Source organism: Veillonellaceae bacterium, from assembly GCA_012523975.1.
Taxonomy (GTDB): Bacteria; Bacillota; Negativicutes; order JAAYSF01; family JAAYSF01; genus JAAYSF01.
Window position 1 is genome coordinate 20,688 of sequence record JAAYSF010000062.1, and the last position, 11,967, is coordinate 32,654.

The window sequence follows — 11,967 nt, forward strand, 5'->3', positions numbered from 1 at the left end:
GCGTGGAAAGAAGTAAATTAGTTTTTGGGATAGAGGTGGAACTTTTGGTTAAGGTAATTGCAATCGCAAATCAAAAAGGTGGTGTCGGGAAAACTACTACATCCGTAAACTTAAGCGCTTGTTTAGCTGAGCTTGGCAAGAAAGTCCTGCTAGTTGATATTGACCCTCAAGGCAACTCAACAAGCGGACTCGGCGTTGACAAGGCCAATATTGAGCATTGTGTATATGATGCCTTGGTTAATGATGTAGCGTTTACTTCGATAAAACTATCGACACAGGTTAAGAACTTGGACTTGCTGCCAGCAACCATTCAATTAGCTGGAGCCGAAATTGAACTAGTATCAATTATGTCGCGTGAAACGAAACTAAAGCGAGCCTTGGATAAAATTAAATATGATTATGACTATGTAATAATTGACTGTCCGCCGTCGTTAGGATTGTTAACGATTAATTCACTTACCGCTGCTAATTCTGTTCTGGTTCCCATTCAATGCGAGTTTTATGCCTTAGAAGGATTATCCCAGTTAATGAAGACTGTTACGCTAGTGCAGCGAAACTTAAATCCAGCACTAACCTTAGAAGGAGTGGTGCTGACAATGTTTGATGCTCGCACTAACCTCTCTATTCAGGTTGTTGATGAAGTGAAAAATCATTTCCGGCACAAAGTGTACAAGACTATAATACCACGCAATGTCCGACTCAGTGAGGCCCCAAGTCATGGTCAGCCTGTTATTAAATATGATCCCAAATCAAAAGGGGCTGAAGTGTATTTTGAGTTAGCTAAAGAGGTGATTGGTGATGAATAAACAAGCCCGTGGTTTAGGGCGCGGTTTAGATGCACTGTTGTCTGGAGCAACGTCTCATGACCAGGATGTAAATGAGATAGACGTGCAAGGAATCAAGCCTAATCCATTTCAGCCCCGGCGGGTTTTTGATGATGAAGCAATGGCAGAGCTTATTCAGTCTGTAAAACAGTATGGGGTTATCCAACCAGTTGTTGTCCGAAAGACACTTAAAGGGTATGAACTGGTAGCTGGTGAAAGGCGCTGGCGGGCATCTAAAGCAGCAGGATTAAAAAAAATTCCGGCGGTTGTTCGTGAATATACTGATGCTGAAATGACTGAGATAGCCCTGATTGAGAATTTGCAGCGTCAAAACTTAAATCCGGTGGAGGAAGCACTGGCATATCGCAGCTTAATGGAAAAGTTCGGATTAACCCAAGAGGAGGTAGCCAAAAAGATTGGCCGCAGCCGGTCCCTTATAGCCAATACTATTAGGCTTTTAAATCTTCCTAAAACCATTCAAGAATATGTTTCACGTGGAACATTATCAATGGGCCAAGCTAAACCGCTCTTAACATTAGAGTCTGCGGAACTCCAGATAGAGGCTGCCGAGATGATAATTGAGGAAGACCTTTCGGCTCGTGATGCAGAGGAACTTGTTCGGCGGCTAGCCGCTAAACCCCGTCAACAGCGACAGCAGCAACAACCTGCGGAAGATAAGGATATATTCGTTGTCGAGGTCGAGGATCGCTTAAAACTCTTGCTCGGCACACAAGTAAAAATTAAACCGGGTAAACTCAAGAGTAAGATTGAAATAGAATTTTATACAGCCGAGGATCTCGACCGAATTATTGAAGTGCTGACTGCCCAGCAAATGGCTGCTGCAACCAAGCCCCGCGGTGCATTCATTGTTTAAATGAGAGGTTTGATAAAAAGTTATTATGTTTCACGTGAAACATAATAACTTTTTAAATCTAACCAGTATTTACAAATTTCTAACCGCTAAATTCGCCATGCATGCGAAGGGTTTGGCGCGAAAGCATTGGACCACGCTGGCGTTTTTTTAATCAAGGAGGTCGTTATGCAAGAAACTCCTAAAGGTTCCCGTTTGCATATTGCTATATTTGGCCGGCGGAATGCTGGTAAATCAAGCCTTATCAATGCGTTGACTAAGCAAGAGGTTGCTTTAGTATCTGATGTTCCGGGAACGACTACCGACCCAGTTGCTAAAGCAATGGAAATACCACCGATTGGCCCTGTTGTGATTATCGATACGGCCGGAGTTGATGATGTTGGTCAACTTGGTGAAATGCGTGTTCAGCGAACCAAAGATGTGCTGAGTAAGGCTGATATTGCTGTTCTGGTTATTGATGCAACTGCCGAATTAAGTCAGTTTGAGTTGGATTTTGTAACTGGGATTAAAGATCGTGATATACCAGTTATCGGAGTAATGAACAAAAGTGATATGGTAATTCAGCCTGAATCGAGTATTCCGGCCTACGAAGAAAAGACAGGGCTGAAATTTGTGATAGTAAGCGCTTTGACTGGGCAAGGTATCGAGGAGTTAAAAAGTTGTATCATTGAAAAAGCACCGTCTGATTGGGAAGGGCCGCCAATAATCGGTGATTTAATCGATAAAGGCGATACTGTTATACTAGTAGTACCAATTGATTCAGCAGCGCCTAGGGGCCGGTTGATCTTGCCCCAGGTACAAACGCTGCGGGATATTATTGACAATGACGCGTGCGGTCTAATTGTAAAAGAAAATCAATTAGCGGGAAGCCTGGCACTGCTCCGGACTCCGCCCAAATTAGTAGTAACCGACTCGCAGATTTTTAAGCAAGTGGACCAAGCTACACCGAATGATGTTGCATTAACATCATTTTCAGTGCTGTTTGCACGGCATAAAGGCGACTTGGCGACTTTTGCTGCCGGCGCTAAGGCTATACAAGCTCTGAAACCTGGCGACAAGGTATTAATAGCTGAGGCCTGCACCCACCATCGTCAGCAAGACGATATCGGCACAGTTAAAATTCCCCGTTGGCTGAATCAAGCTGTCGGCGGTGAGTTAAGCTATACCTGGATCTCTGGTGGCCAATTTCCGGCCGATTTACAGCAATATAAGCTTGTTGTCCATTGTGGAGCATGCATGATTACCCGGCGGGAAATGCTAAACAGGTTAAGTGTTATACGGAAGAGCTCCGTACCAATCGTTAATTATGGCCTGCTGATTGCCTATCTTAATGGCATCCTTGACCGGGCATTAGCGCCTTTTCCCGAGATTAAGCAGATAATTAGTCAATAATGGTGGGGATGATGTGATTTATCTTGATAATGCAGCGACAACCTGGCCTAAGCCGGAAGAAGTTTATCTGGCGGTAGATACCTGTCTGCGCGGAATTGGCGGTAATCCTGGACGAGGCGGACATGGTAACGCTAGAATGGCCGGTCATATTCTGTATCAAGCAAGAGAAGCCCTTGCTCAACTGCTTAATATAAAACAGCCGACAAATATTATTTTCACCTATAATGCTACCGATGCATTAAATACAGCAATTTTAGGGTCATTAAAAGCCGTTGATCATATTGTGACAACTTCAATGGAACACAATGCCATAGCCAGACCGCTACGAAGTTTGGAAAAATGCGGCACTAACCTGACGGTTGTCGTAAGCGACAAACAAGGCAGGACGGATTTATCGGCTGTCGAACAGGCGTTAAAGACCGGCGCAAAAGCTGTAGTTATGAGCCACGCCTCGAATGTTACCGGAACAATTATGTCCATTGCTGAAGTCGGGGCTATGGCAGTGCAATACGGCAGTCTCTTTATTGTTGATGCTGCCCAAACTGCCGGGGTAGAAATGATTGACGTTGAGCAAATGAATATAGATATGCTGGCTTTTAGCGGTCATAAAGGACTCTTTGGTCCGCAGGGGACAGGCGGACTGTATGTTAGACCCGGCGTTGAGATCAGCCCGCTAAGGTATGGCGGGACGGGAAGCCTTTCTGAATTAGATATTCAGCCGGAGTTTCTGCCGGACCGACTGGAAAGCGGCACGCCCAATACACCCGGAATTGCCGGTCTCTTAGCCGGTGTTAAGTTTATTTTGAAGACTGGGCAGGAAAATATTCGTGTTAAGGAATTAGAACTTGCTAAAAAGCTGATTGACGGTTTGAATAATATTCCCGAGGTAGAAGTTTACGGTCCAATCAGCACTAACGATAGGACTGCTGTTGTTTCATTTAATATTGAGGGCATGGACGGCGGTGAGGTTGCTCACCTTTTAGACAGTGAGTTTGAAATTGCCTGTCGAGCCGGTTTGCATTGTGCGCCGTGGGCTCACCGGACAATTGGTACGATTAATACGGGGACTGTTAGGTTCAGCCCCGGGTATTTCAATAGTAAAGAAGATGTTGATAATGCACTAGCTGCAGTTAATGCACTTGGTAGAAGGAGAAGATTTAAATGACAGGCACGTTGGTAAATGTCGTTGCGGTATTGATTGGATCGGGCATTGGCCTAATGCTGAAGCGGGGGATTCCGGACAAATACCAAGCAACCATAATGCAGGGGATAGCGTTGGTAGTTGGTTTGATTGGTTTGCAAATGGCGTTTAAGACACAAAATATGCTTGTTGTTATAATTAGTATGGCTCTAGGGGGAATAATCGGCGAAGCAATTAATATTGATAAAATGCTTAAAAAAGCCGGTGATCGGCTGTCAGAGCGATTGGGCAGTAAATACGGCGATGTCGGTAGGGGGTTTGTTACTGCCAGTTTGGTATATTGCGTCGGTGCAATGGCAGTAGTCGGTTCAATTCAAGAAGGATTAACCGGAGACACAAGTACCTTATTTGCTAAATCTGCTCTTGATGGATTAACGGCAATTATCTTTGGTTCAAGTATGGGAATAGGGGTGGCATTTTCAAGTATTTCCATTTTTGTGTATCAAGGTACGCTGACATTATTAGCTATGGCCTTTGGCAATATATTGCCGGACAGTTCGGTCACCGAAATGACGGCAGTCGGCGGGTTGTTGATTGTCGGTATATGCCTCTTAATGTTGGAAATCAAAGAGATTAAGGTTGCAAATTTGTTGCCTGCTATTCCTGTCGCGGCTGTGATTGCTGCTTTTTGGCCAATGTAATTATTTTATCGCTTGAAAGGTGAGAGAGAATCATGGAGTATTTAACGCTGTTCTCAACTCTGGTTATGGGGAATCTGCAATATGTCCTATTAGGCATGACAGTTATGATACTGTTAGCACTAATTATTTTTATTAATATAAATATCAAAATGGCAAAGATGAACCGCCGCTATCGTAAAATGATGCAGGGTATGGAAGGGGTAAATATTGAGCGCCTGCTAATGGGGCATATTGATGAGGTTCGGCAGACAGTAGCCAAAGTTGAGCAGCTTTCAGCAGCTTGCAGTCAGATGGAGAATATCTCAAAGTCTTGTGTTCAGAAGATGGGAATTGTTAGATTCAATGCCTTTGAAGATACTGGGAGTGATCTCAGTTATGCCGTTGCTTTACTCGACGGAAATAATAATGGCGTTATATTATCTAGTATTTTCGGACGGAGTGAATCACGATCATATGCGAAACCAGTGGTAGACGGGCAATCTTCATACTTTTTAACAAATGAGGAGAAACAAGCCTTGGAATTGGCTATGAAAAAAAATAATCCAAGCTAGCAGGTGTATACCAAAATTTGCCGAATATATGGTGCTGTAAGCCTTTTTGCTTGTTAGGAGGTTGGATTTTGGACGATAAAAAATCTGCACCAGATAGGCGAGAGTATACCTTAATGTTTGTGCCACATAACGGCCAGGCTATCCGCAGTATAAAAATACCGATTAAAGCAATTAAAGTAGTATCAGGCCTAATCTGCCTCTTATTAGTAGTTGGAGCCGGCTTTGGATTAAAGTATACTGCTACAATTAGGGCAGCCTATGCCGAAAGAGCCGAGTTAGAGGCTCTTCGCCAAACAAATGGGGCTCAGCATCAGCAGCTTGAACAATTAACTCAGGCCACGGCGGAATTACAGCGCGATATGGATCGGCTGAACATTCTTGATACTGAAATTCGCCGCATGGTAAACGCTGACGAACAGCCTGAGGTCTCACGGTCTGGGGTTGTCAGACCGAATATTTCTAATGGCGGACAAGGTGGACCTATTGTCAAACCATCCTTAAATGAACTTAATGATTATGTTGCAAATCTTAAAGATCAGATTAAATATCGCGAAGAAAGTCTAACTAACCTGCGGGAGATCCTAATCGAACGAAACGCTAGGTTCAACGCCACTCCTTCATTATGGCCGGCTAGCGGTGAAGTAACATCACGCTTTGGCTGGCGGAGTTCACCATTCGGTGGAGGCAGTGACTGGCATCCTGGTATTGATATAGCCAATAGTACAGGAACCCCGATTATTGCTACAGCAGCCGGTGAGGTTGTTCACAGCGGCTGGTACAGCGGGTACGGGAAAATGGTTAAGATTGACCATGGTAACGGCATAGTTACTCTTTATGCTCACAATTCGCAAAATAATGTGCGCGAAGGCCAGCAGGTGGAAAAAGGCGAAGTCATTGCCTATATGGGCAGTACCGGCTGGAGCACCGGTTCTCATGTCCATTATGAGGTAAGAGTCAATGGGACGGCCGTTAATCCGGCTAACTTCTTATAGCCTAATTACCGGCGTATGGTGTTTAAGTGCACTAATCTTGCGAAAGGCAGTGTGAATAAATGTTTGGCAAAAAAAAACCTGTATTAAGTGAAGAAGTTGAAACAGTAGTTGGTCAGGAGACAACCGTCAAAGGGTCTATTTCGGCTAAAGGATCGGTTCGCGTAGACGGAACGTTGGAAGGCGAATTGGAGACTAAGGCAACCGCGGTAATTGGCCAAAATGGCAAGGCCATGGCCCAGATAACGGCTGCTAATGCTACAATTGCTGGGTTTGTTAAGGGTAATGTTTCTGTCAGCGGCCGCCTTGAGCTTTTGCCAACAGCAAAACTTTATGGCGATATTAAGGTAGGCGCGCTTATCATTGGTGAAGGCGCAGTTTTTAAAGGCGCCTGCCAAATGCTTAATAATATTGAGGAGAGCCCACAAAAAGGTGATAATAATAAACGCTCAGGCAAATAGCCTGAGCGTTTTATTATTGGATAATTAGCTTTAGATTTGGTAAATCTAAGGCTGGAGGTGAGAGCATGCAAGGACTTATTGCTGTCGAAAAAAATCTAAGCAACCTGTTTGAAGCCTTAGAAACTAGTGGCTATGAAGTGGTACCGCTTGATAACGCTGATATGGATACTGTGGATGCCATTGTATTAAGTGGACTTGACATCAATCTAATGAACATGCAGGACGTTGTAACAAACGTACCGGTCATCAATGCTTCCGGCAAAACTCCAACTGATATTCTTGAAGAGCTTGAAAAACTATAAATGGAGACTTAATTCAGATGGTATTTTAACGTCATCTGAATTCTAATCGGAATTATCCAGGGACTTAGTCACTCTTATTTCCGCTTGTATAAGTGAGCCTTGGGTCCGCAGACCCTTAGAGCGAACTTATTTCGAATTTTACAACCTGTTCCCTAGCCGTCAAGGAAAGGGATTACAGGTTGTTAATGAGATGAAGCGGGATCATAGAGCGGGTTAGTCATCGGATATAAAATCAGGGTGCCGTTGAACGGCCCCTGATTTTTTAATTAATGTTTAGGCGCTGATCCTTCAATGCCGAAGTAACGCCGATAGCGATGGTATCAGCCATTTTCATTACTAAGTTAAGTCGGGTACTCTGAAGAACGAGATGTTCCATAAATCCACCGACGTTTACGATGCCGGTTATGTAGGCATTCCCAACGGGCGGCAGGTCTTTATTTACTGCTGCTCCGGGCTTAACAGGGCCGATGCCGATTGAAACACAGCCTACACTTTCTAGTTTACCTAGACAAGCATCAATAGCTAAAATATAAGGATTGGTAAATGATGACTGGATATTTTTGAGAGTGTCGTTCAAATTCGTTGCATGTACTGGTTCATCCAACGTCCCGAAAATATGAGGATGCGTGTTGAGTTCGAGCATTTTACTGCCCACCAGGGGGCCGAGGGAATCTCCGGTAGACCGGTCGGTTCCAATGCAGACAATTACAAGCTCATGGCCGGATAGGCTTGCCCGCTTAACAATAGTTGAAATATTAATAGCGATATTGCTGACAGTTTGCGGTTGATGAACACTGAATTTAAGCTCAGGACTAGGTTTAGGGAAATTAAGCAGGTTATTCAGCATAAGGATACTCCTGTTCTACATAAGCTAGTACCATTATGTATCAAAAGTGGTAATAATATTCACTTTCACAGGAAAATATAGGTTAATTAGGGAATACAAATTATTGAGAAATCCCGCGCTATAGGGAGGGTATCAAATGCTTAATATTAATGCCAGACTGCGTAATCTACCGGCGATTGACAAACTCCTGGCTATAGCCGAAAGCCGTGATTCCTTGGCGAAGTTTCCGCAGTCAAGCTTAGTCAGCGCACTCCGCAACGTTGTAGATAATGCAAGGCAGGAATTAAGGCAAGGAAATGAATTTGACATAACACCAGAAGGGCTCGTTGCTCAGGCAGCGCAAATAATTGTCAATCGCGAAGAAGCCAGTCTACAGCGGGTAGTCAATGCCACCGGGGTAGTGCTGCACACAAATCTTGGTCGTGCGCCACTGTCAGCGCGGGCTGCCAGCGCTGTTAACAAAGTAATGACCGGCTATAGCACCTTAGAATACAACATTGCAGACGGGCAGCGTGGTACCAGATACTCGCATATTGCTGAAAGAATTGCACGGCTTGTGGGATCTGAAGATGCTATTGTGGTTAACAATAACGCGGCAGCTGTCTTATTAGTGCTGTCAACGCTGGCTTGCGGCCGTGAAGTAATTGTAAGTCGCGGCCAGTTGGTAGAAATCGGCGGATCTTTTCGCATACCCGATGTTATGCGGCAGAGCGGGGCAACCTTAGTTGAAGTAGGAACAACTAATAAAACACATCTCTCGGACTATGAAAATGCCATTACTGATAATACCGGAGCAATTTTAAAGGTCCACACCAGCAATTATCGAATTGTCGGGTTTACGGCTCAGCCTGATGATGCTCAATTAAAACAGCTTGCTCTCCGTCACAATTTACCCATGCTCGAAGATTTAGGAAGTGGTACGCTGCTGCCGCTAAGTTTGGGGGATTGGCACGAGCCTTCAGTCGCCGAGCGGCTAGCAAAGGGGATAGACATTGTTACTTTCAGCGGTGATAAACTACTGGGGGCCGGCCAGGCCGGTATTATTGCCGGTAAAAAAGATTATATAGATAAAATGAAAAAGCATCCGCTGCTTAGGGCTATCCGCATTGATAAGTTATCTTTGGCGGCGCTGGAAGGCACCTTAATCGATTACGAGCTCGGCGATGCTGAACAAACTATTCCTGTTCAGCGTTATCTAAGAATGTCCTACGAGCAGTTAGACGAAAAGGCTGCCAGACTTAAGCGGGCGCTGGCCTTTTTACCAGATGAATGGGTTTGTGAAAAAATTGATATAGAGTCGCAGGCCGGGGGCGGCTCGCTGCCGGGTATTGGCATGGCCAGCATTGGTATTGCGCTAAAGCCGACCATCATAAGTACCGCTCAACTGGAAAAAAGACTGCGGGACCATAAAGTGCCTATTATTGCTAGGGTACAAAGTGACAGGGTTATTATTGACGTGAGGTGTCTCGAAGATGGTGACATGGACTCAATCGCAGAGGCCTGCAAAGCTATAGTAGGTGAAGTATTATGAAATATCTTATAATCGGCACTGCAGGGCATGTTGACCATGGCAAATCGGCACTGATTAAAGCCTTGACCGGAATGGATACCGATCGGTTAAAGGAAGAGAAGCAACGTGGCATTTCTATTGACCTAGGTTTTGCTTCACTCAATCTGGCAGATGATTTAAGGGCCGGTATTGTCGATGTACCGGGACACGAGAGGTTTTTGAAAAATATGCTAGCCGGTACTGGCGGCATCGATATGGCTATGCTGGTAATTGCGGCTGATGAAGGCGTAATGCCGCAGACCAAAGAACACTTGGCCATGCTTAACTTATACGGAATCAAGCATGGTCTTGTTGCTATCAATAAAATTGATAAAGTTGACAGCGAATGGCTTGACCTTGTGGAAGAGGAAGTGTGCAGTGAGTTAACAGGAACTTTCCTAGCTAATGCGCCGTTATGCCGTGTATCGGCATTAACTGGACAGGGCCTAGATGAGTTGCAGAAAAATATAACCATGATAGCACGCAATTTGCCGGCCCGGGACAGCAAGGCGCCGTTCCGGCTGTGGGTTGACCGGGTCTTTAGCGTAAAAGGACATGGCGCTGTTGTAACAGGCTCAGTACTCACCGGAAGCGCAAAAACCGGCGATAATTTATTCTTATATCCCGAAGGCAAACCGGTACGAATACGCGGCCTTGAAACACATGGCAGTAAAGTTGAAGAAATATTGGCGGGGCAGCGGGCGGCCATCAACATTACCGGGGCCACTCTTGACGAAATCTCACGCGGCATGGGCTTAGCCGTACAAGATCGCGGGCAGACCGGGACTGACTGGGATGTGATAGTTGACTGGCATGAAGAAGTCCCGAGCGGAACGAGGATTAGGCTGCATCTAGGTACTGGGGAGCATTTGGGCCGTATCTACAGTTTTAAGGACGCCGGAAGCCGATATATGCGTTTGCTGCTGGAGGCGCCCCTGTATGCGGCAGCCGGTGATAGAGGGATTGTCAGACTTTATTCTCCTCAGCATCTTGTCGGTGGGGCAATGATTATAGCCCCCGGTACTAATTCACGCAAACTTAGCGCCAACCGGATTATGCTGGCTGACGCACTCTGCCGGCAAAGTTGGCAGGAGGTGATTTTAGCTAATCTGTTAGAGCAGCGCCGGCTTGTAGATAAAAAAGGATTGCTGGCGCAGATGGGGTTTATTCGGGAAAGCATTGTTGAGCAATCGCTGGCTAAAATGCTGACGGCCGGCCAAGTTAAAAAGATTAGTGAATACTATATGGCTTTGCCGGTATTGGAAAAGATGACTGATAATACTAAGCTGCTGCTGACAGATTATCATAGCCGGTTTCCTGACAAGTCCGGTATATCGCGCGAAGCAGTTAAACAAAGACTGGCTGTCGCCGACAACAAATCGTTTGATGTCCTTGCCGGACATTGGGTCGACACAGGGCTAATAGCGGCCGACGGCGCCGAGTGGGCTTTAAAAACACATGCTGAAAAGCATGGCGGTTGGTTAGAAGCGTTAACCTCCCAGGCAGAGAGTTTATTGGCTGATGTCGGTCTGACAAACATTAATGAAGCGGTAATAATGGAAAAATTTAAGCTGGAACCTGATAAAGCTAAAGCTGTTCGTGCGGCGCTTGTTAAGCAAGGCATGCTGATAAAAGTCGGCGATATGCATGTATACAGCAAAACAATTCAATACATTATTGGTTTACTCAAACAGCATTTTGCTAATAAACCATCACTGACAGTGGGTGAATTACGCGACATGCTTAACACTACGCGCAAGGTTGCGTTGCCGTTGCTTGAATATTTCGATATGCATAAATATACAGTGCGCGATGGAGATGTGAGGCGACCTGGCCAGTGTATACTGTATTTGTCAGAATAAACTTTATTTTATTATGCATATTGACAGTATAACAATTCGTTTCTATAATAAAATTGTTGTAAAGGAAATGTGTTTTAGACAAGGACAAAAGTTCAACAAAAGATTACAAGTGGGGGGTCCCCGCTGACAAAGGAGAGTGCCTAGGGTTCCGCACCGATGTGGACTGGACCAAGCGGCACGAGTGCACCATAATAGCACTACACCGTGGGTATAAAAGACCCTGCGGAAGGTCCTGGAATTCAGTTCCGGTCTTGCGCAGGGTCTTTTACATTTTCAAGCAAGTATGTGAAAGAGGTGGGATGTATGTGTAGAATAGGGGCGATAAAAAGTAAGGTTCCGCTTCAACCGTCTAAGGCGCTTTATTTAATGCTGCCGCAGCAGGAAGGTCACGACAACTCAGGTTTTGCCCTGGTTATGCAGGATCTTTACGGCAGATTTGCTGATTGCAAAGATAAACCATTATTATCGGTAGCATGA

12 protein-coding genes and 1 pseudogene are annotated in these 11,967 nt (G+C 45.1%); 12 read left to right on the plus strand and 1 reads right to left on the minus strand.

Annotated elements, in window-relative coordinates:
* Nucleotides 1–44 precede the first annotated feature (44 nt).
* The 9 genes from GX348_08105 to GX348_08145 all read left to right on the plus strand — a co-directional run bounded on the left by GX348_08105 (nt 45) and on the right by GX348_08145 (nt 7,232).
* Nucleotides 45–806, plus strand: a complete 762-nt coding sequence (locus tag GX348_08105) for a ParA family protein (GenBank protein ID NLP42141.1) — start codon at nt 45–47, stop codon at nt 804–806.
* Complete coding sequence (locus GX348_08110) at nt 799–1,698, plus strand: ParB/RepB/Spo0J family partition protein (protein ID NLP42142.1); 900 nt, start codon at nt 799–801, stop codon at nt 1,696–1,698. Before GX348_08105 ends, GX348_08110 begins: the two co-directional genes overlap by 8 nt.
* A 165-nt stretch (nt 1,699–1,863) precedes the next feature.
* Nucleotides 1,864–3,087 (plus strand): [FeFe] hydrogenase H-cluster maturation GTPase HydF, encoded by a 1,224-nt coding sequence (gene hydF, locus GX348_08115; protein NLP42143.1) that lies wholly within the window; start codon nt 1,864–1,866, stop codon nt 3,085–3,087.
* Nucleotides 3,088–3,100: 13 nt separating this feature from the next.
* Complete coding sequence (locus GX348_08120) at nt 3,101–4,252, plus strand: aminotransferase class V-fold PLP-dependent enzyme (protein NLP42144.1); 1,152 nt, start codon at nt 3,101–3,103, stop codon at nt 4,250–4,252.
* Nucleotides 4,249–4,929, plus strand: a complete 681-nt coding sequence (locus GX348_08125; GenBank protein ID NLP42145.1) for a DUF554 domain-containing protein — start codon at nt 4,249–4,251, stop codon at nt 4,927–4,929. The genes GX348_08120 and GX348_08125 overlap by 4 nt, the downstream gene beginning before the upstream one ends.
* Before the next feature lie 32 nt (nt 4,930–4,961).
* A complete protein-coding gene (locus tag GX348_08130) occupies nt 4,962–5,480 on the plus strand; it encodes a DUF4446 family protein (GenBank protein ID NLP42146.1) in 519 nt (172 codons plus the stop codon).
* 68 nt (nt 5,481–5,548) lie between these two features.
* Complete coding sequence (locus tag GX348_08135) at nt 5,549–6,472, plus strand: peptidoglycan DD-metalloendopeptidase family protein (protein NLP42147.1); 924 nt, start codon at nt 5,549–5,551, stop codon at nt 6,470–6,472.
* 59 nt (nt 6,473–6,531) lie between these two features.
* A complete protein-coding gene (locus tag GX348_08140; GenBank protein NLP42148.1) occupies nt 6,532–6,930 on the plus strand; it encodes a polymer-forming cytoskeletal protein in 399 nt (132 codons plus the stop codon).
* A 65-nt stretch (nt 6,931–6,995) separates the two neighbouring features.
* Nucleotides 6,996–7,232 (plus strand): YkuS family protein, encoded by a 237-nt coding sequence (locus GX348_08145; protein NLP42149.1) that lies wholly within the window; start codon nt 6,996–6,998, stop codon nt 7,230–7,232.
* A gap of 262 nt (nt 7,233–7,494) precedes the next feature.
* On the opposite strand, the gene yyaC is transcribed toward GX348_08145, so the two are convergent.
* Nucleotides 7,495–8,079: a spore protease YyaC gene (gene yyaC, locus GX348_08150; protein ID NLP42150.1), complete on the minus strand. Its 585-nt coding sequence runs from the start codon at nt 8,077–8,079 to the stop codon at nt 7,495–7,497.
* A gap of 145 nt (nt 8,080–8,224) precedes the next feature.
* On the opposite strand from yyaC, the gene GX348_08155 reads away from it, so the two are divergent.
* The 3 genes and pseudogenes from GX348_08155 (at nt 8,225) to GX348_08165 (ending at nt 11,964) form a co-directional block, all read left to right on the plus strand.
* Entirely contained in the window at nt 8,225–9,610 is a 1,386-nt protein-coding gene (locus GX348_08155) for an L-seryl-tRNA(Sec) selenium transferase (protein ID NLP42151.1), read from the plus strand.
* A complete protein-coding gene (gene selB, locus GX348_08160) occupies nt 9,607–11,490 on the plus strand; it encodes a selenocysteine-specific translation elongation factor (protein ID NLP42152.1) in 1,884 nt (627 codons plus the stop codon). The genes GX348_08155 and selB overlap by 4 nt, the downstream gene beginning before the upstream one ends.
* 303 nt (nt 11,491–11,793) lie before the next feature.
* A pseudogene (locus GX348_08165) lies at nt 11,794–11,964 on the plus strand (glutamate synthase).
* Nucleotides 11,965–11,967: the final 3 nt, after the last annotated feature.